Annotated in this window: 22 protein-coding genes; 11 read left to right on the top strand and 11 right to left on the bottom strand. The window is 69.9% G+C overall.

The window, feature by feature from the left end:
• Position 1 precedes the first annotated feature (1 nt).
• The gene (locus tag ACWEMY_RS22520; protein ID WP_452391601.1) at positions 2 to 1,207 is read right to left on the bottom strand and encodes a helix-turn-helix domain-containing protein; all 1,206 of its coding nucleotides are present in this window, start codon (positions 1,205 to 1,207) and stop codon (positions 2 to 4) included.
• 165 nt (positions 1,208 to 1,372) lie between these two features.
• Here ACWEMY_RS22520 and ACWEMY_RS22515 point away from each other — a divergent pair, with 165 nt between their 5' ends.
• From ACWEMY_RS22515 to ACWEMY_RS22505, 3 genes are all read left to right on the top strand, one after another.
• Positions 1,373 to 1,663 carry a hypothetical protein gene (locus ACWEMY_RS22515; protein ID WP_452391600.1) on the top strand — a complete coding sequence of 97 codons (291 nt, stop codon included), beginning with the start codon at positions 1,373 to 1,375 and terminating at the stop codon, positions 1,661 to 1,663.
• Between the two features lie 154 nt (positions 1,664 to 1,817).
• Entirely contained in the window at positions 1,818 to 2,075 is a 258-nt protein-coding gene (locus ACWEMY_RS22510) for a hypothetical protein (RefSeq protein WP_452391599.1), read from the top strand.
• A 75-nt stretch (positions 2,076 to 2,150) separates the two neighbouring features.
• On the top strand, positions 2,151 to 3,074 hold the full coding sequence (locus ACWEMY_RS22505; RefSeq protein WP_452391598.1) for a hypothetical protein: 924 nt from the start codon (positions 2,151 to 2,153) through the stop codon (positions 3,072 to 3,074).
• Positions 3,075 to 3,152: 78 nt separating this feature from the next.
• Here the strand turns inward: ACWEMY_RS22505 and ACWEMY_RS22500 are convergent, their stop codons facing one another.
• From ACWEMY_RS22500 to ACWEMY_RS22485, 4 genes are all read right to left on the bottom strand, one after another.
• Complete coding sequence (locus ACWEMY_RS22500; RefSeq protein ID WP_452391597.1) at positions 3,153 to 4,112, bottom strand: bifunctional DNA primase/polymerase; 960 nt, start codon at positions 4,110 to 4,112, stop codon at positions 3,153 to 3,155.
• A 244-nt stretch (positions 4,113 to 4,356) separates the two neighbouring features.
• Positions 4,357 to 4,704 (bottom strand): hypothetical protein, encoded by a 348-nt coding sequence (locus ACWEMY_RS22495; protein ID WP_452391596.1) that lies wholly within the window; start codon positions 4,702 to 4,704, stop codon positions 4,357 to 4,359.
• A 75-nt stretch (positions 4,705 to 4,779) separates the two neighbouring features.
• Complete coding sequence (locus ACWEMY_RS22490; protein ID WP_452391595.1) at positions 4,780 to 6,366, bottom strand: DNA cytosine methyltransferase; 1,587 nt, start codon at positions 6,364 to 6,366, stop codon at positions 4,780 to 4,782.
• Positions 6,363 to 7,139 (bottom strand): hypothetical protein, encoded by a 777-nt coding sequence (locus ACWEMY_RS22485; protein WP_452391594.1) that lies wholly within the window; start codon positions 7,137 to 7,139, stop codon positions 6,363 to 6,365. The genes ACWEMY_RS22490 and ACWEMY_RS22485 overlap by 4 nt, the downstream gene beginning before the upstream one ends.
• 136 nt (positions 7,140 to 7,275) lie before the next feature.
• On the opposite strand from ACWEMY_RS22485, the gene ACWEMY_RS22480 reads away from it, so the two are divergent.
• From ACWEMY_RS22480 to ACWEMY_RS22455, 6 genes are all read left to right on the top strand, one after another.
• Entirely contained in the window at positions 7,276 to 7,530 is a 255-nt protein-coding gene (locus ACWEMY_RS22480; RefSeq protein ID WP_452391593.1) for a hypothetical protein, read from the top strand.
• A gap of 105 nt (positions 7,531 to 7,635) precedes the next feature.
• Entirely contained in the window at positions 7,636 to 7,950 is a 315-nt protein-coding gene (locus ACWEMY_RS22475; protein WP_452391592.1) for a hypothetical protein, read from the top strand.
• The gene (locus ACWEMY_RS22470) at positions 7,950 to 9,254 is read left to right on the top strand and encodes a hypothetical protein (RefSeq protein WP_452391591.1); all 1,305 of its coding nucleotides are present in this window, start codon (positions 7,950 to 7,952) and stop codon (positions 9,252 to 9,254) included. The genes ACWEMY_RS22475 and ACWEMY_RS22470 overlap by 1 nt, the downstream gene beginning before the upstream one ends.
• Before the next feature lie 6 nt (positions 9,255 to 9,260).
• Positions 9,261 to 10,319 (top strand): hypothetical protein, encoded by a 1,059-nt coding sequence (locus ACWEMY_RS22465; protein ID WP_452391590.1) that lies wholly within the window; start codon positions 9,261 to 9,263, stop codon positions 10,317 to 10,319.
• A 137-nt stretch (positions 10,320 to 10,456) separates the two neighbouring features.
• Positions 10,457 to 11,392, top strand: coding sequence for a site-specific integrase (locus tag ACWEMY_RS22460; RefSeq protein WP_452391589.1), 936 nt, complete (start codon positions 10,457 to 10,459; stop codon positions 11,390 to 11,392).
• Between the two features lie 323 nt (positions 11,393 to 11,715).
• Complete coding sequence (locus ACWEMY_RS22455) at positions 11,716 to 12,156, top strand: hypothetical protein (protein ID WP_452391588.1); 441 nt, start codon at positions 11,716 to 11,718, stop codon at positions 12,154 to 12,156.
• A 475-nt stretch (positions 12,157 to 12,631) separates the two neighbouring features.
• Here the strand turns inward: ACWEMY_RS22455 and ACWEMY_RS22450 are convergent, their stop codons facing one another.
• The 4 genes from ACWEMY_RS22450 to ACWEMY_RS22435 all read right to left on the bottom strand — a co-directional run bounded on the left by ACWEMY_RS22450 (position 12,632) and on the right by ACWEMY_RS22435 (position 19,490).
• A complete protein-coding gene (locus ACWEMY_RS22450) occupies positions 12,632 to 15,301 on the bottom strand; it encodes a relaxase/mobilization nuclease domain-containing protein (RefSeq protein WP_452391587.1) in 2,670 nt (889 codons plus the stop codon).
• Entirely contained in the window at positions 15,298 to 15,822 is a 525-nt protein-coding gene (locus ACWEMY_RS22445; protein ID WP_452391586.1) for a MobC family plasmid mobilization relaxosome protein, read from the bottom strand. Before ACWEMY_RS22445 ends, ACWEMY_RS22450 begins: the two co-directional genes overlap by 4 nt.
• A gap of 558 nt (positions 15,823 to 16,380) precedes the next feature.
• Entirely contained in the window at positions 16,381 to 18,222 is a 1,842-nt protein-coding gene (locus tag ACWEMY_RS22440; RefSeq protein WP_452391585.1) for a hypothetical protein, read from the bottom strand.
• Positions 18,222 to 19,490 carry a hypothetical protein gene (locus ACWEMY_RS22435; RefSeq protein ID WP_452391584.1) on the bottom strand — a complete coding sequence of 423 codons (1,269 nt, stop codon included), beginning with the start codon at positions 19,488 to 19,490 and terminating at the stop codon, positions 18,222 to 18,224. The genes ACWEMY_RS22440 and ACWEMY_RS22435 overlap by 1 nt, the downstream gene beginning before the upstream one ends.
• A gap of 215 nt (positions 19,491 to 19,705) precedes the next feature.
• Here ACWEMY_RS22435 and ACWEMY_RS22430 point away from each other — a divergent pair, with 215 nt between their 5' ends.
• Together ACWEMY_RS22430 and ACWEMY_RS22425 are read left to right on the top strand one after the other, a co-directional pair.
• Complete coding sequence (locus ACWEMY_RS22430; RefSeq protein ID WP_452391583.1) at positions 19,706 to 20,413, top strand: nucleotide-binding protein; 708 nt, start codon at positions 19,706 to 19,708, stop codon at positions 20,411 to 20,413.
• On the top strand, positions 20,413 to 21,291 hold the full coding sequence (locus ACWEMY_RS22425; RefSeq protein WP_452391582.1) for a ParB/RepB/Spo0J family partition protein: 879 nt from the start codon (positions 20,413 to 20,415) through the stop codon (positions 21,289 to 21,291). Before ACWEMY_RS22430 ends, ACWEMY_RS22425 begins: the two co-directional genes overlap by 1 nt.
• Before the next feature lie 71 nt (positions 21,292 to 21,362).
• On the opposite strand, the gene ACWEMY_RS22420 is transcribed toward ACWEMY_RS22425, so the two are convergent.
• Both ACWEMY_RS22420 and ACWEMY_RS22415 read right to left on the bottom strand, forming a co-directional pair.
• Positions 21,363 to 22,520, bottom strand: a complete 1,158-nt coding sequence (locus tag ACWEMY_RS22420) for a hypothetical protein (RefSeq protein ID WP_452391581.1) — start codon at positions 22,518 to 22,520, stop codon at positions 21,363 to 21,365.
• 656 nt (positions 22,521 to 23,176) lie between these two features.
• Positions 23,177 to 24,007, bottom strand: coding sequence for a glycosyltransferase family 2 protein (locus tag ACWEMY_RS22415; protein WP_452391580.1), 831 nt, complete (start codon positions 24,005 to 24,007; stop codon positions 23,177 to 23,179).
• Between the last annotated feature and the right edge of the window lie 149 nt (positions 24,008 to 24,156).

Below are 24,156 nucleotides of genomic sequence, written 5' to 3'. Positions count from 1 at the left end.
GTCAGGTGGCGTGGGTGTAGGCCTTGAGGGTTTCGCGTTCGGCGGCTGCGGTTTTCGAGTCGGGGAACTGTTGAGCCAGGGTCTGGTCGAGCTGGTGTAGGCGTTTCCGCACCCAGGAGAAGTGTGCCTCGATGGGTTGGCTGAGCACGGGAGCGACGGCGGCGAGACTGGCGTCGAGGTCGCCCAGGCGTGCGTTGGCGATGGCCAGGTAGATCGTGGTCAGCATCTCGTCGCCTGGCGAGCGTTGCACTTTCCAGGCGTCCAGGGCGGCTTCGGAGGCGGTGATCGAGCGGCGCAGCGTGGCCGAATCGTCGGCCCACATCAGCGAGAACCCGTGGTAGTAGATCTGTTTGGCGGGGGTGAAGGTGAACAGGCCGCCGATCTCGTCGGGTGCGCACTGCTCGCGCGCCCGGTCGGCCTGTTCGAGGAGTTCACCGGCTTGGGGTGAGTCGCCGAGGTTGGCCATGGAGGCGGCCAGACTGCACAGCAGCCGCGGTTGGGTGGTGCCGGTGGAGCGGTTGACGTAGTTGAGCCCGTCGATGGCGGCGTCGCGGGCTTGGTCGAAGTGCTTGGTGAAGCGCAGGGCCAGTGCTTGGGTGCCGCGGGCCCAGGCGCGCAGCTGGTCATGTCCGGCGCGTTCACCGAGCACGAACGCGGCTTGGGCGTGGACTTTGGCGTGGTCGGCTTGCCCGAGGTCGAGGGTGAGGTAGGACAGCACGCCACACACCCGGCCCAACGCCACCTGCAGATCGCGGGCCACCGCAGGCGGGTAGGTGCGGGTCTGCAGGCGCCGGGTCAGCTCCGCGCGCATGCCCAGCGCCTTTTCCAGGGTGAGCTCGTAGGACTCGAGGCGGGCGGTGGTGGCCAGCTCGGCGATGCGTTCGGCGATGTCATCATGGCTGGCCGCATCCGGTGCTACCAGCAGCTGCTCGGAGTCGCGGCGGGCGGTTTCGAGCAGGCGCAAGGTGTCCGCGGCGCGGGCCCGCTCGGCTTGGTCGGTGTCCCAGGCCGAGACCAACTCCCCGCCGGCGGCCAGTTCCAGGTCGGCGTTCTCGGCGAAGGCACGGTTGCTCGGCCAGCGGCGCCCGGCCTCGATCGCCGAGATGTAGGAGTGATCGCAGTACAGCGCGGCCGCGAGCGCGCGCAGGCTGAGGTTGCGGGCCAGACGGAACCGGCGCAAGACGGTGCCGGTCCGGTTGGGTGCCATGTTCGGCAATCGTGGTGTGGGCGAGGCCATCTCTGATCATCCCCGGTGGTGACAGATCGCGGAAACGCGTGTTGTCACCACGGTAGACCTGCGATGACGTACCCACTGCGTGGTGTCCTGGATTCACCCCGGCAAGGACCGGATCCGGGGAGAGGGGAGCCGCAGGTGTGGGGCAATTCCAAGCCCGGTGCCGGGTCGTTGACCGTCGATGACATCACCGCGCGGCTGGCAGCCGAGCAGACCCGTGCGGCCATCGCGCGTGAGGACGAGCAGACCGGCCGCGAGGTCATCGACTCCCATGCCGCCCCGCGCGCTCGGTTGACGCTGCCGCAGGCACGCAGGGTCTTGCAGGTGCACCGGGCCTGTGACCGGGCCACGTGCCCGAAGAAGACCGCCGCGTGGGATCTTCGGGTGACCGCTGGAGAGATCGTGCCGGACCGCCGTGTCAGCTACTGACCTCGAAACCGCCCGCCGCGCAGTCCTCGAGGCGATGCAGGTCGCGGACGCGGCCGCACGGGTCGTGGGCGCCCACACCCGTGTGGTGAGCGGGTGGCTACACCGCGAAGACGGATCTTGGGCCTCAGTTGATGAGCGCGGTCGTGTCGGGCCGGTGTTCGCGGTCGGCCCTGTCGACGACTCAGACCAGCGGGATCTGTTCGGCGAGGCCGATGCGGCCTTGGCCGTGCTCGGCGAACCGGTCGTGATCGATGTCGACCCGCTGTACTCGCCCGCGCTACGCCACGTGCTCGAGGTCGCCGAACGGGTCGCGGCCGGCGCCGGCGCCGCGACTGTCGAGATCGCCCATGTCGAGATCGCCCTGGCCCGCCACCGTGACCAGAGCGCAGACGGGCAGTCGTGTCAGCCCTGACCGTCACTATGTGACCTGGCGCATCACCGAATCCGGGTGCGCGACAGGGGAGCTGAGACAGGGAGGGCACCTGGAATGACCGAGAAGACCTACCCGCGCCGCGCCTACGAGCGCTGGACCGATGACCGCAACGTCGAACTGGTCGAGCTGCTGCGCGCCGGGACCGACGTCGACGAGCTCGCGGTGCGTACAGGCCGCAGCAAGACCGCGCTGGCCGCGCAGTGCCACAAAATGTTGCCGCCGAACTTCCGGCGCCGGACTCGGACCCGGGCAGTGGAGGATCTAGCCGTGCTGGTGGCCGACCCGTCCTATGACTGGCGCGAGCCGCTGCGCGAGGCCGCCCGCCGGGCCCGCAGCCTGTACTGGGACGGCGAGATGATCGATGTCCTGCGGCACGGATGGGATGCCGCGCGTCTCCTCGAGGATCTGTGTGTCGAGTTCGCCGCGTCGGAGGTCGAGGTCAGCCGCCAGCTGCTGCGCATCGGTGCGGCCGAGAACATGAGCGAGGTCGCCGCCCGGCTCGGCTGCGACCCGAACGGCACACTGGCAGCGCGGCTTCGCGTCGCGGCCGACCGGATCGGTGCGGCGGTGTGGGTGCTGATCGTCGACGGCCCGGTCACCCGCGCTACCAAGACCGGACTCGCCGCGGGCCCGGCGACCCGGCACGTGTCGGTGCACCCCGACTACGACACCGCCGACCTGGCGATGGCCGACATCCTGTTCGACCACCTGACCGGCGGCGGCCGCGTCGATGAGATCACTACCACGATCGTCGAGCGCACGATCGGCGACGGCGACTTCGGCGAGTCGATCTTCACCGAGGGCAGCGCTGTGCTTCCGATCCCTGCCAGTGACCGACCGGTCCCGCCAGGCCCGCAGGTTCCAGTCGTCGACCTCGACGACCCGCAGATCCTCGAGCAGGCCACGGCGGTAGAGGCCGCGGCGGCGGCAGCACCGCGACCAGCCCCGCCACGGCGGTGGTGGAAGCGGCGCCGCTGACCCCGCCCAGTCGGCAACGGCGTGAGCCCGGGATAACCCTGGGTTCACGCCGTTTCCGTGTCGAGCGAGGAGGAGGACTCAGCCACCCTGGCCGGGTGTGGTCGAACCCTTGGCGAGGAGGTCGGCCAACCATTGCGGCAGGTCGGCGATTTCGCAGTCGACCAGGGTGTAGTAGCTGCGTCCGTCGATGACCGAGTCCGGCCCCACGACGTAGCCACCGCCGCGCCCGGGGCGGCCTGGGGCTCGTACGTCGATGCCGGGTCCGAGCCCGCCCGAGCCGCCGGAACTCGACGCGATCACCCGGCCGGCGGGAGCCCGGAAGTACAGGTGCCGCCCACCCGAGGGTGTGGAGACGGTGAGGGTGTGGGGCCGATTGTGCCCGTGCACTCGGCACAGCTCCGCGAATGTCTGTGTGCCGTAGGGCCCGTCGGGGGTGTCGGGGACGTCCAGGTCGAGCACCACGATGCCCGACTCTGCGCAGCTGATGCCGATGTTGTCGCCTTCGCGCCACGTGGCCAGCACTGTGTCGGGGTCGGTGACCGCGGTGTGCGGGCCGACGCCGGGGGCGGGCTGCTTGCTGTCCGGTTCCAGGGCGAACACGGCCAGACCGTGCCGGAGCGCTTCGCGCGGGTTCGGCGGCCCGGCCGGGCAGGTGCACAGGTCGTAGGTGCTGTCGTTGGCGCCGCAGCCTTCGCAGTAGTAGCCGTCGTCGTCATCGGGTTCGTCATCAGCGCCGAATTCGTGGTGGCGCCACCCGGTGCAGCGGTCGTTGTAGCAGCCGCAACCGGGGCATTCAGGACAAACCATCCTGTTGGTCCAGCCGCATGTCTCACACAGGGTCTGGTTGAGCGGGTTGTTCATTTCGGCGAGAGCTTCGGCGTAGGTGGTGATCTCGTCGAAGGTTTCGAGGTAGTAGCACAGGGTTTCGCGTTCGTCCGGATCGGAATGATCCAGCAGCGCGATCGCGTCGTGGTGTTTGATCTCGAGGCGGTTCTTCAGCGCGGCCAGCGCGTTCTTGCGGGCGTGGTCGATCGGCATTGTGGTCTCCTGGCTTGCGGTGATCCCGTGACTCACCGCAGGGGAGAGAGTCCGACTGCGACAAGGGAAGACGAAGAGGAGGGTGGTTCGGTGCGGGGCACCTTCGGGAACAAAGGATGCGTGGTCACGGGCCGCGCATCGGTCCCGGGCCTCGAACCGGGCCCACGGTCTTGCACCGCAGCAGCCACCTTAGACGCCCGCACCGACAACTGTGCGGGCGTCCGCGGCGACTCGGCGCTTGCGGCTACTGGTCGAGGTAGCGCCACCAGATCCGGGTGACCTCGCTGGCGGGTGTGCAGCCTTTGTGGGTGCGGCAGAAGAACTCGACGAACTCCTGCGGCGACATCGCTGGAAAGCCCTCGGCGGTCACGTCGTCGGGGGTGATGGCGTCGAGACGTTCGCGGCGGATGTCGAGGACCTCGACGTCAACGATGCGCACCAGCGGTTCACCGCGGCGGCGGCCCATCACCTTGCGGCACAACGTCAACCGCTCGCCGGGCCGGAGGTAGGCCCAGCCTGTGCGGCGGGTGACGAATTTGGCGCGGTCGCGAACCTGACTTTCGGTCAGGCTGACCGACATCAAACGGGGCATCAGGTATTTCTCCTCGTGATGGTGGAAGGATGGCGGTGGGACCGGGGTGTTACGACCACCCCGGTCCCACCAAGCTCAGTGAGTGGCGAAGCGTTCGATGGTTTCGCCGGTGATGGTCTCGACCAGGGCGCAGCCCAGCACTTCCGAGACCGGCGGGGTGACGGCGTTGCCGAGCCCGCGGGCCCGGGTGCGTTTGTCACCGATCATGCGGAAGCCCTTGGGGAAGGCCATGCCGTCGCGGATCTCCGGGATCTCCAGCATCCGGAACGTGCACTGCTCGGCGAGCCGGGTGACCTCGTCGACGCCGAGCACCCCGAAGCGGTCGCGGGTGGTCAGCGTGCCCATCGGCTCGGTGACCGGCCTGGCCACCCCGGTCGAGTAGTAGGGCACCAGCAGATCGGCACGGTCCTGGGGCGGGCCGACGAGACCGTGGTGGAACCCGCTCGCGGAGAAGGTGCTCAGGGGTTCGTCGATCCGGTAGGAAGTGCGTTTGCTGCCGCCACCACGCAGCGAGGTCAGAAACGGCGGCACGACGACGCCGAGCTCGCGGCGGGTGGTCTGGGTCGGCATCGGCGCCGACATCGCGCGGGCGGGCTGGGTGGAGCGCTTGCTGGTCTGCACCAGCATCGGCGGCAGCACCAGCGCGTCGGTCTCGCGGGTGGTGCGGGTGGGCATCGGCTCCGTCACCGGTGTCGCCGCGGTGCGCCAGGTCCCGCCGGCCGGGCTCAGTATCGCCTCCCCCGCGTATCTGGCGAGTCCGATCCGGATGCGTTCCATCGTCGCCGCCGCGAGGGGCTTGTCGCGGTCGGCGATCACCGCGCCGGGGTCGATGCTCCAGTCGATCGCCGACGAGGCGGGGGCGGTGAACGGTTCGACGGGCCGGTTGCGGCAGTGCGGGTGCGGGCAGCGGTAGAAGTACTGGCCGTGGCGGGCGCCGTAGCGGCCCATGTCCTGGCCGGGGCGCTTCCATGACTGGATCGCGTCGACGACCTTGTCGCAGCTGGGGCAGTAGGCCTTCGGGCGCAGCCACTTGTCCCAATCCGGGGTCCGTCCGAGGGATTTCAGCGTGTAGGCCACATACAGCCGATCGCGGGACTGCGGTGCGGGCGAGCACACCCGGGGCATGGCGTGCATGGAGTTCAGGGCGATGACGCGCACGTTGTAGCCGGGCCCGATCTCCTCGATCGAGCGGATCCACTCGGCCCACCGGTCCCAGCGGCGGCACTGGATCACGTTTTCCATCACCCCGCCCAGCACCGGGGTGCCGCGGGCGGCCATCGCGCGCAGGTAGCGCGGGATCTGCTCGATCAGCGACCGTGACCGGGATTCGGCCGGGTCGTCGATGACCAGGCCGAGCTCGGTGTCCTCGATCAACGAGTACTGGTTGGACTGGTCGAAGTGGCGCTTCTTGCCCGCGGCGTCGGTCCAGGCCGGGCACGCCGGTGAGGCCCAGAACAACTCGGCGTAGGGCAGGGTGGCCAGGTCGATTTCACGGACGTCGCCAGGTGGCAGGTGGGTGATGTCCGGGAAGTTGAGGGTGTGGACCTGCACGCAGACATCGGAATGGTTGGCATAGATCTGCCCGGTCAGGCCCGGGACAGCTTCCCAGCCGACGGTGTCGCCGCCGAAGCCGCCGAAGTAGACGTTCGAGCGCAGGCTCATTCCACACCGACCTGGATCATGGTGCTCATCCAACGGCCCAGCAGCTCACCGAGCGCCTCGACCCAGTCGTCCTCAAGCGGCGTCAGATCCTGTGCGCGCGTGAGCAGGTCGTGCTCGGCGGGAGCGAGCGTGCGACGGGGGTGCAGGGCCCCGCGCAGATGGTCCTCGTCGGTGTCGACGAGCAGCCACTGGCCGATCGGGTCGCCGAGCGCCTTGCCGACATAGACCAGCCGCGTCTGCTGCGAGGCACCCAGCCTGGCGTGCCGGTCGGTGGCCACCACGCCGAGGGTGTAGCGGTCGGTGGGGTCGTACTGCACCGACAGCAGGTACTCGCGGACGTCCTGCCCGGCACGGTGGCGGCGCCAGAAGGGCGCGGTGCGGTGGCGGTGCAGGTGCCACTCCAGCACCAGCGGGTCCAGGGTGTAGAAGCTCTCGATCAAGGTGTCGGCCAGGTGCGCGCTGCGGCGGCCCACCGTGGTGACGTCGGTGGGGTCGGGCCCGGCAAGCAGCGCGCCGCGCAGGAACCACAGCTCGGTGGCCCAGCCCCGTGCGGTGGCGGGGTCGGCGGTGGGCAGGCCGCGTTCGGCGGCGGTGAGCAGGTCGGCGGCGCGACGCCGATGGCCGAACAGTTCGGCGCGCACCGATTCCGAGGCCAGGGTGGTGGCGACGGCGAAGTCGGCGAGATCGTCGCGGTCTTCCCAGTAGTCGGCGATCTCGCCGGTGTAGTGGCGGGGGTCGGTGGCCGGGTAGGCGCTGACGGGAGCGGTGGTCATGGAGGGCTCCAGGTGAGAGTGGGAAACGAACCTTGCGCAACCAATGTTCGCGAACATAGGTTGCGACCACTGTTCACGTTAAGTAGTGTCGTGAGCCATGTCAACACTGTTCGCGACCACTGGTTATATTCGGAGGATGAGTGCCGATGCCCACGACTCCCTGCCGCTGCGGATCGAGCAGGCAGGCCAGGCCTACCGCGAGACCAAAGCCCGTTACGACGACGCCCGCGAGGAGCTCTTCGACGCGATCCTCGACGGGCTCGACGCCCAAGACGCCGACGGCGCACCGGTATTCGGGCCCAGCGCGGTGGCGCGCTTGGCCGGCTTCACCCGCGAATACATCGCTCGCATCCGCGACGGCAAGGTCAAACGCACACGGCCACGCCGCTGACCTGGCGCTCGCGCGCCGCTACCGCGCACCCGTTGCCGTAACTAGGATTTCCGCGCTCGTGGCGCTGCAGGAGCGCCCACGCATCACCATGAAGGGGGACTTCACATGACGATGTCGTTCGATCCGGACGCCCTGGCCGCCTACACCCGTGCCGCCGCACGGGTCTCCGAGCTGCTGGGTGAAGCCGCGACCAACACCACCGCCGCCGCTGGAATCGACCTGTCCGGGTTGGGGCTGCTCGGCAAGGAATTCGCCGCGGCCTGGTCTCGAGCTGCTACCCAGCACGCCGCGACGCTGTCGACCGCGGCCAACCTGGTCGGCAACTACGAGCAGATCCTGACCGGCTACGGCACCGAGGTCACCGACACCGACACCAGCTGGGGCGCCGACCTCACCACCATCGAGGAAGGACTGGCCTGATGCGCCGTGCAACGACAGCGACCGACACGACGGTCTCGACCACCACGATCGCCGACGCCGAAGCCAAGATCGCCCCGGTCATCGCCCTGCTGGAACAGCCGCTGCTGCAGCTGCGGGAGGCGTTGGGCACCAACACCTCCGCCGACCCACACCCTGATGCGGTCACCGCCCTGCTCAGTGCCTCGACCGCGACCAGGGCGACCGAGGACCCGCAGCGGCTGGGCCTGTACGCGCTGGAGTCGACCCAGACCGCTGCGGTGGCCACTCCCGCGCTGCGCCGCACCGCCACCGAGGTCTCCGACGCCGGCGGCCGCGGCGAGAAGCTGACTACCCTGCTCGGGCAGGCCCACGCGACACAGTCCAGCGCGGCGGCGAAAGTGGACGCGATCATCGCCGACTTCCGCACCAAGGCCAAGGCCGCCGCCCCGGCGGTCAACGCCACCAACCTCGACGCGATCGTCGCCCTCGCCGAGGAGGCGATCAGCGAAGCCGTCGGAGTGGTGGGCACCGCCAACACCGAGATGGACACCCACACCCGCGACAGCAAGGCGCTGACCACCGATCTCGGCGGCACCAACGGCGTCACGATCCCACCGGGCGCGACCGAGGTCTCCCCGGGCGTGTACGTGCTGGGCACCGGCGGCACCGACACCTCGGGCACCTCCACGTTCGGCACCACTACAGGTGGATCGACGACCAGCACCGGCGACCCCGCGATCGACGCCCAGATCGCGTTGCAGAACGCGCTGATCGAAGGAGGGGTGTCGCTGGGCACCGCCGCGATCGATGCCGGAGTGTCCTTCGGCACGCACCTGATCGACAAGATCGCCGAGGTCGCCATGCACGGCATCGACACCGGCGCCGAGCTGGCCACCACCGGCATCGACACCCTCGCCGCCGGGGTGACCGGCACCGACACCACCGCCACCTCACCAGCGACGCTCACCCCTGGCGCGACCGCCCCGACCACCAGCGGTGGGGGCGGCAACTCCGGTGGCCTGTTCGCCGGGCTCGGCGCCGGTGCGGCCACGAGCAAACCCGAAGCGCCCGCGGCCGCCGAGGGCGACGAGTCCGCCAAGCCGGAACCGGCCAAGCCCGCACCCAGTTTCCAGGCACCCAAGACCGAGATGCCCCTGCAGCAGGCTCCCGCGAACTCCTCACCGGCGCCCGCGACACCGGCGCCCGGCCTCTCCGGTGGTGTCGTCCCGCCGGCGGCCGGGAAACCGGCCACCGACCAGGAGACCGAGCGGCCCTCCACGGCCCCCAAGCACGGGCAGCCCGGCGCTGTCCCGGCCACCGCGTAATCCGCCGTGTCCAGCGACAACGCGTTCAGCGCCTACCTCGAGCAGCCGAGCACCCCCACCCCGGCGCGACCGCAGGGCAAGCGGTCGCGCCGGGCCCGACGCCGCCGTGAGGCCGAACCGCAGACCATCGGGCAGAACCCACCGACCTGGCCACCGCCGGAACCCGACGACGACCTCTACGACAACACCATCGTCGACGACGACCCGTTCCCACCCGCCGTCCCACCACAGCACACCGACGGCGGCGAGGACGGGTTCACCGGCGACTGGAACGACTGGACCGACCAGGCCAGCGCACCCGACGACGACGCGGCGGCCCCACGCGGCGACGAGGTCGACTGGAACGACTGGGCGACCACCACCGCGACCGAGCAAAGCGGTGACTACGTCCCGACACCGACGTTGCCGCGGCTGACCGACTACGGCGGTGGCGGCAAGATCGCCCGCCGACCGCGCAAGAACTTCGACGACGAACGCTACGACCAACAGCGTGGCCGCGGCCGGGTCCTCGCCGCCGTCGGCGGGGTGCTCGCCGCGGTCACGGTGCTCGTCGCGATCGGTCTGGTTGCCACGACCTTCGGCGTCGAGGACACCAGCGCGACCGACACCACCGCCGCGACACCACCTACCACGGTGGGCGCGGGCTCGACCACCGTGGCGGCGACGCTGCCGGTGTGGGGGCTGCCCGGCTGCGAGGCCTTCCGCAGCGCCACGATCACCATCAGCGCCGAACCCGGCGACACCCGCACCGCCCAGGGCGCGATCCTGGGTTTCGAGCACAGCTACTTCGTCGCCCGCGACGCCGCGAAGGTCCGCTCGTTCGTCACCGACGACGCCCACGTCGGCGACCAGGCCGCCCTCGCCGACGGCATCGCAGGCTTGCCCGCCGATGTGCGCTACTGCGTCCACATCACCCGCGGCCACGCCACCGATCCGTCGGTGTGGAACGTCGACCTGCGCCAGCAGTGGCCCGGCGACGTCGGCATCGAGAAGATCGCCTTCACCATGCGCACGACCGAACTCACCCCCGGCGAGCACCGGATCACCAGCATCACCTACCGCTGACCCCGATCAGCGACCAACGGTTAGAGGTCGCCCTGGCACGTGCCGGGGCGACCTCTAACCGTGTGCGGTGCTGATTGTCGGCAGGTCCTGAGATCATCCGCGCGAGAAGGGTCAGCGAAGGACGGCGGTGAGGTCGGGTGGGTGAGGACGGGCTCGAGGTGCGGGTGGCCGACCAGGTGGCCGACCAGGTGCCGGTTCTGCTGGCCGGGTTCGCCGCCGAGATGGCCGGCCGCGACGTCGCCGACCGCACCCGCACCGGCTACCTCGACCGGGTCACCCAGTACCTGCGCTGGCTCGCCGAGGCCGACCACACCGACGCACTCGACACCGAGGCTGCCCGCGACGTCGCGGTAGCGGCCTGGCTCGCCGAGGCCGACCTGGCACCGCGCTCGGTGCAGACCTCCCTGGCCGCGCTCGCCACGTTCTATGACTGGCTCGGTCTCGGTGCCCCGACCACCGCGCGGGTCAGCGCCGAGCTGCACATCCCGCGCACCCTCAACCCGGCCGAACACCGCGCCCTGCTGACCGCGGCCGCCGCGCGGGGCCCGCGCGAGTTCGCGCTGATCGTGCTGACCCTCGACACCGGGGTCCGCGTCCACGAGATACCTGTCCTCGACGTCGACGACCTCGACCTGACCGGCTGGCCCGGACAGATCACTCTCACCGCCGCGTCCGGGCGCGCCCGCACCGTCGCGATCACCGCCGCGACCCGGGCCGCGCTCACCGCGTGGCTGGCCCAGCGCCGCCAGCAGCTACGCGGCCGGACACATCCGAGCAGGGCACTGTTCATCGCCCGCACCGGTGCCCGGATCGCGCACCGCTCGGTCGACCGCGTCATCCGCACCGTCGGCCACGACGCTGGCCTGGTCCTCGCGCCGGGCACGCTGCGCGCGACCGGCGCCGCGCAGCTGCTCGCCGCCGGAGTCGACCCGGCTGTCGTCGCGGCCCGGCTCGGGGTGCGCGGGCTGCCGGCGACCCGGATCGCGGCCTTGCTCGGCCATCACCAGCCGCGCGTGCGGGCAGCACTCACCGACAGCGAACAACTCACCCTGTTCGGCGACATCACCGCCTGACCGCCCCATCCGCCTCCCGCCACCGACGTCGTTCCCCCGAGCAGGCGACCCTTCGAGCTCGCCGCACCCACACACCTTTTCCACCATCGGTGACGCCGAGGGAATTTCGTCCTGGATTAACTGTCCGAATCGGGGACACACCTTCTGCACCATCGTGGATATCGGGGACTATTTTCGTCCGGGAAAACTCGTAGGCTGGGCGGATGCACCCGCCCCGCCCCTGCGCCCAGTGCGGAAAACTCGTCACCTACAGCGGTCGCGGCCGACCGCGCGTGTGGTGCTCGGACAACTGCCGCAAACGCGCGTTCGAGGTTGGATCGCGGGTGGAGACCGTCGTCGTCGAACGCGAGGTCGTGCGGACCGAGCGGATCACGCCGCAGCGTCAGATCGAGCGGATGCTCGACGACCCGGAAACCGCCGTGCTGCTTTTGCGGATCATCGCGCACCGCTGGCGCCACCAGGGCGTGGCAGGCTCCGCGACCGACCGTCGAACGATGGCGCCGGTGCTGGCTGAGGTGTGGCAGAGCTTCCACGCCGGAAACGAGCACAAGCCCGTTCCGGCACCGCCGCCGAAACTGCCGACCGTCGCCGCGGAATACCGCGCTGCGGTGGAGAAGGTGTTGTCGTCGCCGCGCTCGATCGCGGCGGTGCTGAACCGGGTCAAGGAGATGCTCGACAACGACGAGCTCGCTGATACCAGCGCCAACACCCCGATCTTTCAGGCGATTGTCGGGCTCACCGGATGGCTTCGGCACATACGTTGAGCAACACACGCCAGCGCCGCGGTGGAGAGCTGTGGCAAGCCGGCGAAGCTGGCGCGGCAGCATCGTTTCCCCACGCGACCGAACGACACAGCCGCCGCTGCGCGCCTCCGCCGCGCCGCCCCGACCGCACTTCTCCTCACTCACTTTCTCGACCAGTTCCCGTTGGTATTCCTGTTCCGCCCCGTCCCCGGTTTGTTGACCATCCACTGACCAGGTACGCAGACAGTGGATGGTCAACAAACCGGGAGCTTGCGGACGGAGGGGACGGGGCGGAACAGGAATACCCGCAGTTCACACCAGGTGCAGAGGGGTCCGTAGGGGGGCGTGTAGCCCCTTCCGTAGGGAGGCGTCCAGCCCCTTCCGCAGAGGGGCGACACCGGTCCGGTGCTGATCGCCCCCCTGCGGCAGGGGCTACGGACCCCGCCGACGGAGGCCCAGGTCAGGGCTAATTACTGCCTTCCAATTACATCACTTTTCACAGCCCGAGTCCGCTGTCGCGGTCCTGCCCGAACTGCGGCGGAGTGATTCCGTAGTTGTAGTCGCGGGCCGGTGGTGTCGGTTTCTGCGGGGATTGGCCCGGCTTCTTCGCCGACTTCTTGCCCGGTTCCTTGCCCTTGTTCCGGGACTGTTGTTCGGCGTCGCGCTGCTGCGGGGTGAGCGCGGCCCGGCGGGTCTGCTCGGCGTCCAGGCGCGTGTATTCACGCTGCAGGTGGGAAAGGTAGCCGCGGTCTTCGCTGAACTCGCGCGCGTCGGTTTCCGCCGCGGCGTCGAGCCGGTTCTTCTGCCGTCGGGTGTCGGCTTCCCGGATCGTTTCCTCCCAGGCGTGGCGAGGAGTGCCCGTGGTTTCCGCGGCGGTTTTCGCCGCCGCCCGGGCCGCTTCGGCGTGCGGGCCGGTCCGCTTCAGTTCGTCCTCGGTTTCACCGATATCTTTCGCCAATTTCTGGCGCGCGATCATCTTGTGCCGCGCGGTGTTGTCGAGCTGGGTCCGCAGCTGGGTGCGCCGCGCCGACAGTTGCCGTTCGGCGCCGGTGAGCGCGGCAGCGTCACGTTCGGCTTCCAGCGCCGGTTCGATGAGCTCGGCGCGGCGCACCAGCTCGATGTTGTCGAGCTTGGCTTGGCGGACGTGGTCGCCGCCGTCGGTGCGGCGCCGCTCCAACTCGCGCGCCAGCGCCTCGATCTCTGCGCGCCGCTCGGCGAGCTCGTCCGCCAGCACCCGGTCCGAGCTCATCCGCGCCCGCACGCTCGGGTCGTTGATGGCCTCCATCCGCGCATGGTGATCGGCGATCAACCGAGCGGTGGAGCGCTGTTCGGCGGTCATGTCGGTGTAGAAGACCCGCGGCTTCCGATCCGCGGCGGGCTTGGCGCTCGGTGGGGTCAGCGGACCGGCCGCCGCTGCGGCCGCCTTGCGCACCCGGTCACTGGACAACCACGACTTCGGCGCGGATGCCTCTCGCTGGGACCGGACAGGTTCGGCGACGGGCTCGGCTGTCGGCGCCGATTGTGTGTGCGCGTGCTCGTGCTGGCGTCGCTGCCCGACCCGGGATTCCCAGGTGTGCCGGGTCGGCTCGAGGTGCGCGGTCACGACACCTTGCACCGCGACCGCGCGGGCGAGTTCGCCGCGTTCACGGTGAGCGCGCGCGATCTCGAGCGCGATCGCGATGGCCGCGAGCAACAGCAGCAGCAGCGCCGCGAGCGCGGCTGCAGTCGCTGCGGTGAGGTCGACAGTTCCGCGCGCGTGCGGGCTGCCCGACAGATCCGCTCGGGACGGACCGCCCGACATCAACAGTTTCGCGACATCGCCGATGCCCTTCTCTACCGACGACGGCCGGTAACGGCGCTCGCCCTTGGGTAGCTGCGCCGAGCGGGTCAGTTCTTGAGCGGCCGCAGCGAGCGGGCCGGGCTGCTCGCCTTCGAGCTTCTCCGACCATGCCGCGAACACCCCGGCGGCTTGCCCGGCCGCCCACGCCCACCGCGCCCGATCGGTGCGCGGGATCTGCCCGAGCTGACGGTGCCACGCACCGAACTCGGTCGCGGCCTGCTGCCACAACTCCGCGTCGTCCAGGCTCCGCGCCGCGCGCTCGCGGGTCTCGGTCGTCGGCGACATCCAGGTCGCGACCGCCGCCGCGCGCGCCTCAGCAGTGTCGTCCCACTGCTGCTCGCGCAACGCGTTCAGATTCAAATCCTTGGCCAAGGTTCCGCCGCCGAGCCAGGGCCCGGCCTCGGTAGCGCCGTGGCGCAACCGCACCTTGTAGCCGACCACCTCGGTCTGCCCGCCGGCGGCCCAGCGCGGCACCACCGAGATCCCCGCCTCCCGCAACCCGCGCACGAACTCGGCCTCGGAATCGGCGGCCACCGCCGTCGCGCGCACCATCCGCCGCAGCCGATCCCGTTCGGTCTCCGGCGCCTGGTCGCGCTTGGCGCGTTCGACTTCGGCGCGGGAGTGACCCGACAGTTCCCCGCCCTCGGTGCGCGAGGCGTGGATCTTGAGCCCGTACTGCTGCTCGATCAGCGCGCAGACTTCCTTCGCCCGCGACCAGTCGCCCTTGGCCTTGCCCGGCCCGTAGTCATAGGTCGAGACCTTCGACCCGTCCTCGCGCACGAGCGACGCGGCGATGTGGATGTGGTCCTGGCCATCCCCATGCTCACCGGACAGCCCGTGCCGCACCGCGCCCCACCGCGCCTGGGCACGCTTGGCATCCGCTGTCGCGGTGAATCCCATCTCGGTCATGAACGTGTTGGTGATCTGCGCCCACACCTCGTCGGTAAGGTGCTCACCCGGCATCGCCGCGAGGATGCAGTGCCACACCGGCGCGTCCCGCATCACCCCCGCCTCGCCCTTGGCCGGGCGCTCGACCACATCCGCACCGCGCCCCCGTGCACCGACCGCGGCGGGCTTGGCCTTCATCCGCACCGGGGTGTTGTAGAGCTTGCGCGGCAGGTCGATCTCGCGCGCGATCTCCAACGCGACATCCCGCGCGGCGCGCTTGGCCTCGGGGCCGTGGAAATCGACCATCCACGCCTCCCGCAACACCGTCGGCGAACCCGCGATCAGATGCCGGTGCTCGTGCTCGTTGGCATCACCCTCGCCGAGCAGATACACCATCAACCCACCCAGCCGCTGCCCGCGCTTGATCTTCGCGATCATCGCCGCGTCACATCCTGAGCCAGCTGCTCGATCCGCGCGCCGCGCTCGGACAACTCCGCACTCAGCTCACGCCACTGCGCCAGCGCCTCGACCAACTCCTCGGCCAACTCCGGATCGATCGCCCCCGTCGAGTTCGCGATCCGCGCGAGCTGATTGATGTTCGACCCGATCTTCGACACCTGCTCCAACCGCACCACATGCAACGCGCTCGCCGCCGACAGCAACAACCGCTGCAACGCCAACCGCTTCGGCCACGGCAACCACGCACGTTCCTTGCCGCTCTTGGTCCTGCTCGGCGCGACCGGATTCGTCGCGCACTCCCCCAGATACCGCGGCACCGTCATCGACGACTCCTCCGCCGCCTCGGCCACCTTCGCGTACTCGGCATCAGTCAACCGGACCTTCACGATCTTCCGGCCTTCCCCGTCGCCGATGTTGGCTCGCCGGCGGCGCGAACGAGCGCGCTCGAGCTCCTGCGATCGCCACTTGCCCGACGACTCCTCCGCCGCGTCCACACCCACCGAAACCACCTCCCACTCGCCCCGATCCGACAGCCCAGCGCAGCGCCCACCCGGCTGGGTGGTTCCCTCGCCCCGCGAGGGCTCCCACAATTACGGTCCCGTAATTGTTACCTTGCTCTGCCGGGGCTGAGCTTCAATGGTACCGCGTACGTGGGTGCCGTGTCGGCTTGGGAGACGGCCGCATCGCGCGGATTTCCGGCCGGGGCGGGTACCGGCGGATCTACCGTTTCGGGCATGGAATCGACACACGCGGGACGGGCTGACGAGCTCGCGAACGAGGCGAACCGGATGCTGCAGGACGCGCTGGTCACGAGCGTCGACGCCGGCGAGGGCGGCCTGGCGAACTACGTCGGGACGGGGCGCGAGGCCGCCGAGCGGATCATGTGGTGGAACGGCTGCGCGCGGTGCAGGCACAAGCGCAGATCCACGCCACGCTCGCGCTCAACGACGCCATGCGGGCGAGGTGACCAGGTCGCACGGGTAAGGTCCGAACACGACGAAGGCCCCCGGCGGATACCCGCCGCCGGGGGCCTTCGTCGCTGTGTGAGGGGCGAGAAATCAGATCAGGCGGGGTCCCATGACCTGGTCCACGCGCGAGAGTGCGCGCCCGACCGTGGAGTGCGGCAGACCGACCTGCGTGCCGATGGCGTTGGCCTTGTGGCCCTGCGAGGCGAGCAGGTAGATCTCGGTCAGCATCGACACTGGCTGTTTGCTGAGTCCGCGCTCGGACACCGCGCGCGCGAACCGGTCGGCCTCCGCGCGCGACAGCTCGCGGTCGAACGGACCGCGATCGGTCGCCGCGCGCGATCGGTCGCCGCGCGCGATCGACGCGGGCTCGGTCGCGCGCGCGAGCGCACCCGTGGTCGAGGATTCCCGCGCGCGATCGGTGCGCGGTTCCCGCGCGCGATCGGCCGGTTCGCGCGCGATCGATACGAGCGCGATCGGGGTGTTCCGCGCGCGATCGGAGGGCTCCTGATCGCGCGCGATCGGCTCCTCGACGACGGTGTCGTCCGCGCGCGGCTCCTCCGGGTCGACGGTCGCCGCGGGGAGGGTGTCGCTGCTGTGCGCGGCGATCGAGTCGTGATCGGTGGCCAGCTCAGCGGGGCTGTGCGCGGCGATCGATGCGCGGTCGTCGTGCGCGACGGGCTCCTGCTCGCGCGCGACCTCGCCGCGATCGGTGTCCGCGAGCGAGCTCTCTTCGGCGTCGCGCGTCGCGTGGTGATCGCGCGCGGCCTCCGCGATCTCCTCCAGCGTCGCGCGCGGGATCTCGTAGTCCTCGCGCGCGATCGGTGCGCGATCGGCGTCCTCGCGCGCGGCAGTTTCGCGCGCGATCGGTGCGCGGTCGAACTCCTCGCGCGCGATCGGCTCGACCGGCTGCGCGCGATCGGCGAGGGCGGTGGTGGCCTCGCGCGCGGCGGCGCCGTAGTCCTCTGTCGCGCGCGACGGCTGTTCGGTTGCCGCGATCGGTGCGCGGTCGTCCGCGCGCAGTTCGGCTTCGTACTCCTCGATCACCGCGTCCTCGTCCGCCGGCGGCGTGTGCGCGGCCGCGGTGTCCGAGGGCGTGGTGGTGCGTGAGGCGGCGGCGGTGAGCGCGTCGAGGCGGGCGGCGATGTCGTCGCCCTCGGCGTCGGCGGCGACCTTGGCGGAGTCGATGGCCAACCCGTAGCGGCGCTGGACCACCGGGTGCAGCAGCAGCGCGACACCGACCATCACCGGCGCCACGGCGTGCACGGCCGCACCGACCACGTCTAAACGGGACGGGTACAGGTACGGGTAGACGTTGAGGCCGATGCTGCCCAGCAGCAACGCGATCTCGAAGCGGCGGATCCGCTCGTCGCCCTCGGTGATGTTCCACCGCGACACCGAGGCACCGGAGACCATGATCACCACCAGGACGATGGAGATGGTCGCCTCAAGGGCGTAGCTGAACCAGAACAGCGGGTCGCTCGGTCCGCCGGGCGCGAGGTTGTTCTGGACGTTGGCCGCCGACCACAGCATCGACGCGACGACCACACCGGTCAGGCCGCGCGCAGCCAGCCGCTTCTCGCGGTGCAGGCGCGCGATGTCGAAGGTCGCCGAACTCGACCGCAGCCGCTCAGCGATCGCACGCCGCGCGACGACCAGGTCGGCGGCCTCGGCGCGCACCATCTCCTCTTGAGCGCGGCGGACCTCACCGGCGATGGTCTGCGCGGACTTCACCGACGCGATCGACTCGTGGCGCTGGTGATCGCGTACCAGCTCGGCCGCGGCGCGTTCGTCGCGCAGCTCACGTTCGGACAGGGCCTCGATCAGTGCGGGGTCGCCCTGGTGCGCCAAGCGCGAGTGCGCGGCCTCGACGCGATCGGGCAGCGGGGCGTGCAGCAGCGGATCGACTTCGGCGGGGGGTTTGCGTCGGAACATCAGCGAGTCTCCTTCGGTGCGGTGTCGGCGAGCTGGTTTTCGAGTCGGGTGATGGTCTTCTCGGCGGCAGCCAGTGCCCGATTGAGCGCCTCGGCGCCGGCCTCGGCGGCCTGCTGTACGCGCGCGATCTCAGCGGCGTGATCGGCGCGCTGCTGCTCACGTTCGGTGCGGGATTCGGACCGCAGGTCGGAAAGTTCGCGGCGCAGTCCGGCGATTTCCTCGCGTGCGGTGGTGGCATCCTCGCGCGCCTGCTCGCGCGCCGCCACCAGCTCCGACCTGACCTGGGCAAGTTCGGTGCGGGCGGTCTCGGCGCGGGCCTCGGAGGCGCGGGCCTCGGTCTCGGCGCGCTGCTGGGCGGCCGCTGCGTCGGCGACGCGGGCGTCGGCGTCGGCGTTGACGCGCTCGACCCGGGCGGCGTGATCGCGGGTGAGTGTCTCGACCTGCTCGGCGGCGTCGCGGCGTGCCTGCTCGGCAGCAGTTTCGGCGGCGCTGGCGCGCTCCTCGGCCGCGCGGGCGTCGGTCTCGGCAGCGGTCGCGCGTGCTTCGGCGGCCTCGACGCGTGCGGACTCGGCCTGGCGGATCGCTTCGATTTCTGCGGCCGCTTCGGCGCGGATGGCCTCGATCTGCTGCTCGGCGTCGGCCAGGGCGCGGTCGCGCTCGGCGAGCGCGTCCTCTGCGGCGCCGTCGGCCAGTTCCTTGTCCTCGAGCGCGCGGTCACGCTCGCGACGAGCGGCGATGGCCTCGGCTTCGGCTTCGTCGGCGCGGGCTTTCGCGGCCTCCACCTCGGCCTGGGCTTCGCGGCGCATGGAGGTGACCTCGGCGACGGCTGCGTCCGGGTCGCCGGCGGCCGCGACGACCTCGACGACGCGGTCGAGCAGTCCGCTCATCTGCTCGCGGTGCCCGGAGGCGACCATCTCGATCTGAGCGAGCAGGTCGGCCAGTGACGCCCGCGCCGAGGTCACCGGCCGGGGTGTCGGGCGTTCTCGCTGCGCCGGCGCGGCCGCGCCGAGGGCGGCGCGCTCCAGTTCGCGCTTGCGGGCGAAGGCGCCGGTGCGGTCGTGGCGGCGCTGGTGCCCGTCGGGGTCGATGCGCGTTTCCCCGCAGTACTCGGCCTTGCGGCCGGGGCGGGGCGCGACGGCGTCCAGGGCGCGGCCGCACACGACGAAGTCGCCGGTCTCGGGGTCGCGTGCGGTCGGGAACTGGCACACCCGCGCCCCGGCGGCGGCTGGCGCGGCCGGGGCGGAGGTTTCGGGCTGAGGCTCGGTCATACCACGATTCTACCTTATTTCGTCAGATTTGATACGTTTTCCAAAACGTTTTTTCAATACGTTTTAACGAAACATAACGTATTAGTCCGGTTCCCAGTCGCGCGGTTGGGCCGGGCAGGCGTTTCGGCGAGAGCCGGGCGAGTGGGAGTCCTATGCTGCGGTCGTCCGAGTAGCCCGGGCGGTAGGCGCCGGGTGAAGCCACGGAGGAGAACTGAATGGCGTACGTGACCGTCTTGGTGAATCAGAAAGGCGGGGTCGGGAAATCGACCTTGGCCGTGAACTTGGCCGCGGTGACCGCCGATGTCGCCTCGAAGCCGGGCGCCGATGACGCCCCAGCTGATGTCGCCGCTGTGTCGATCGACCCCCAGGGCTCGGCGATGTGGTGGGGTTCTCGGGTTACGAACCTGCCGTTCCACGTTGTCCAAGCTCACGAGGACCTCGACGAGTTGCGGAGGTTGCGGGACCTTCCCGGCATCAACCACGTTTTCGTCGACACCCCTGGCTGGATTGATATGGCCCCGGCCGACGACGACAGCGATCCGCTCGGCGAGGGGCCGGCCGCGGATGCCATGCGCGCGGTGTTGGAGGTCGCCGATCATGTGGTCGTGCCGATCACCCCGGACGCGCTGAGTTTCGACCCGACTGTGCGGACGATCCGGAAGGTGATCGCCCCTCGGGGGTTGCGGTACACGGTCGTGCTCAACAACTGGGATCCCCGTGACGGGGAGGCTGAACGGGACGAGACCTTGGAGTTCATGTCTCGCAACCAGTGGCCGAGCGCCCGGACGGTGGTGCGGCACTACAAGGTGCATGCCCGGGCGCCGCTCAACGGGCAGGTTGTCACCGAGTACGCCAGCTCCGGGACGGCGCTGCGGGCCCGGGAGGACTTCTTCAGGCTCGCGCTCGAGTTGAAGGTCGCGTGATGGCGCGCGGTGGAACGCGGCGAAGTCTCGCCGATCTGACCGAGGCGACCGGCGACCACTCCCCCGTCGACGGCCGCGACGCCCAGCAGCGGCGCGTCGCGGCACAGACGTCGGCTCCGCTGGCGGATCTGGTCGCGAACCCGCACAACCCGCGTATCGATCTCGGGGACCTGGCCGAGTTGGCGTCGATCGCCGAGCTCCAGCTGCAGCCCGCGCTGGTCATCACCCGCGCCGCGTATCTGCGGCTCTATCCCGAGGACGAGGCGCTCATCGGCAAGGCCCGGTGGATCGTCGTGAACGGGTGCCGTCGGCTCGCGGCGGCGCGCCAGTACGGGTGCACCGTGCTGGAGTTCGTCATCCGGGATCAGGTCGCGACGTCGAGGGCGAGCCTGCTCGCGGCATCGATCGCCGAGAACGTGGATCGGCAGAATTTCGATGTGCTGGAGGAGGCCCGCGCGGTCGACGCGCTGGTGACCGAGTGCGGGACGGCGGCCGCGGCCGGCGAGCAGCTCAAGCGGTCGAAGGGGTGGGTGTCGCAGCGGCGTGCGCTGCTCGAGCTCGCGCCCGAGCTGCAGGATGCGTTGCGCCGCGGGGATCTGGCGGTGCGAGTGGCGCGCAGCCTGGCCAGGGTGCCGCGTGAGGAGCAGGTGGCCCGGTGGCTGGCCGCCAGCTCCCCCGACGGGGAAAAGGCTGAGCGGCCACCGAGGGCGCCCGCGGCGGCCTCGGCCCCGAGGATCGCCAAGGCGTTGAAGAAGTTCGGTGCCGGACCGGAGACCTTGGCGGCCGCGTTGACCGACTACCTCGACTACGGCCAGCTCCAGGAGCTCACCGCAGTACTCACTACGGCGGTGGCCGAGCGCTCGGGCACCGCCGACTGAATCGTGGCGTGGCGCGGCCTGCTGGCGTTTACCGCGGTAAACCTCGGCGGGCGTGAGACGGGCACGGTGCATCAGAACGCTCGGTTGTCGCGGGCACCACGGGCGATCTCGCGGCGGGCGGCTTCGGCGGCCGCGCGGGACGCCGAGGTGGTGCCGATGGCACGGCGTCCGGCGGCGGCCGCGGCCGCCATCGCGGCGGCGCGAGCGGGGGAGTCCGGCGCCGCGGGCACTTTCGCCATCGCTTCGGCGCGTAGCTGCTCGCGGTGAGCGCGGTCGCGTTCGGCCTGCTCGAGCTCGAGCATCCGTTCGCGGGCACGGTCGAGCAGCATGGGCGGCTCGTCGATCGGGATGGGTTTGAGCAGCCAGGCCAGGTAGGCGTAGGGGTCGCGGGGCCGGTCGAAGATCTTGCGGCCCGAAAGGTAGATCTGGTCGAGCCCGGCGTGGACGTCGTCGACGGTCCACCCGCCGTCGACCACCCGGCGCGTCAGGACGGCCGCGAGCCCCTGGGTGCCCAGCTGCCGTATCCAGAGCGGGAAACGCTCGTCAGAACGGCATCTAGAGGCCACCAACAGTGCCCTGGAGTCGTAGGAGCGAGCTTTCCGGCGGGCCCGCTTCGTGTCCTTGCCGCGCGGAGCGCGTCTTTCGATCCTGTTCTGTGTGGGAGTGATTGAGCTGGATCGTGAGAGAGAAAGCGAACCGCCACTTCGTGGCAGTGGGGTGACAAAGTCCTGCTCGAGCAGTGAATCGAGGGTGGCTTTATCCACAAGGTGTGCGTAGGCGGGGGAGGGGATGAGGGCGGCCTCGGCGGCCCAGCCGCGGTAGCGGTCGCCGCGGTTCCAGCTGTCGAGGCGTTCGAGTTTGGTGCGGTGGCGGCCGGTGACCACGACCTGGCGCAGGTCGAGCTGTTTGGCGAGCTCGCGGCACCGTTTCACGGTGCGCGGGTGGCGTTCGATGCGCTGGCTGAGGCGGCGCACTGTGGGTCGGCACTGGCGGCCGGTGGTGAGGTCGGCGTGCTTGGACTCGGCGATCACCCAGGCCTGAAAGGTGCTGCGCGACACCGACGGCGCCCGCAGTGTGGCCCTCAGCTCCGTGTAGAGGCGGTCGTAGAGCGCCATGGCCGTTGCGGCCCAGTGCCGGCGGGACCACCAGCATGCGGGCACGTCGGCGTAGAGGTCTTCGGGCTGCTCGAGGCGCAGCGGTGGGATCTGGATCGGGAGAACGTCCGACAACGACGGTTTGGCGTGATGTCGACGGTTCCAAGTGTGGTGTCTGCGCTGATCAGGACGTGTACGCGCGACTTTGTTCTGACAAAGTACGTGTCCACGCGTGACCGTGCGTGGACGTGCGTTATCCTGAGACCTGTCGTGCAAGACGCGGCCTCTCATTTGAGGGGCGAGACATAAGCCCCTGGCGTGCAGGCCGGGGGTTTCTCGCGTTTATAGGTTTGGTGAGTGGTAGCTCAGTGGCTGCGAGTCAACCTCTGACTGCCCTCCCTTCCTTCGATCGACCGAAACGGTACGGCTGGGAGGACTTGCCTCACAGCCGAAGTCACACAGTTGGTGTGGTAGCGCGCTAGCCAGCCATTGGAAACTGCTGCTGCATCGCGTCTTTCGCACCCTTCTTCCGCAGATCGTGTGCGCGCGGTCGTCGGGGTTTACCGAGCTCGCGGACGAGATCGGGTCGGCCGACGTGCAGCGCCATGAGGTCTGCGATGTACTGGGACATACTCATCTTGTTGGCCTCGGCCCGCTTTCGAACTTCTTCGTACACAGCGTGATCGAGACGCGGTCCAACCTGCGCCCGGTCACCTTTCGATACCTGAGCCATCCCCACACTCAACCATGCCGTAACTGTTAATCGAGTCGCGACACGCGGATTCACGGGGTCAGTTCGGCGGATCGACCGGCACTGCGGCTTTCAGTGACGGAACAACCCTGACGTCGTAGCCCGAGTCCTCGTCGGCTGGTTTGGCGTCAGCGAGCCGGAGACCGGAATTGCGCACTGCAACAGCACGTTGCAGTGCCATCCGGCGAGTGACATCGCCCCATGCTCGGTGATGGGGTCCACGTACGGTCTGCGCTTCATGCTGGCGGTAGAGCCAGGTTGTCGTGTCATCGAAGTAGCCATCCGCGGCACCGGACACCCCCGCGAGCATGACCAAGTCGTCGTTGGTTGGCACGCCGCCCCAACCGCCCATGACGCGCACTGTGGTGCTGCGCAGCATGAGTCCAGCGCAATGCACGGGCCAGCTGCCGCCGGACTCAATGGCCCAGTTGTTCACCGCGCCTGCGGGAACACGGCCGAAGGGCAGGCCTTCGTAGGGCGGGAACGACTTGCGCGTGCCGTCCGGAAGAAGATCGTCAGCCTGGCCGAGTGCCCAGTGGATGCCTGGGTCGTCGAAGTGGGGGATGAGGGTCGCTAGGGCATTCGGCAGCAGCAGATCGTCGCCGTCAAGCACCTGGATCAGGCTGCCTCGCACTCGATTGAGCGCGAGGTTTCGCGTGCCAGCGATGCCGAGCTTCTCCCCGTTGGCTTCGTAGCGGACCCAATCACGGTCACCCGCCAGGCCGGCCATATCAGAGCTGGGGCCGTCTTCCTGGAGAACCCACTCGAGCTCCCAGCCTTCGGGGAGTTGCTGCTCCTCGATGCTCGCGAGTGTTTCGGGCAGGAAAGCGGCGCCAGGTTGGTGCACTGCGGTCAGGACGGATATCAGCATCCGGTCAGGCCTCCTTGGTGAGATCAGCACTCATTGTGTACTCGACTTGGTCGGCGGCAACGAGTCCGCCGCCGGTCTCGATCGCCGTGTCTCCGGCGTAGAGAGTGTGCTTGTGCACGAAGACCGGCACGCCGGGCACAGATGACATC

This window comes from Nocardia sp. NPDC004415, assembly GCF_053602435.1.
Note: the sequence above shows the minus strand (reverse complement) of the source record. Positions and strands in the feature narration are given on the sequence as shown.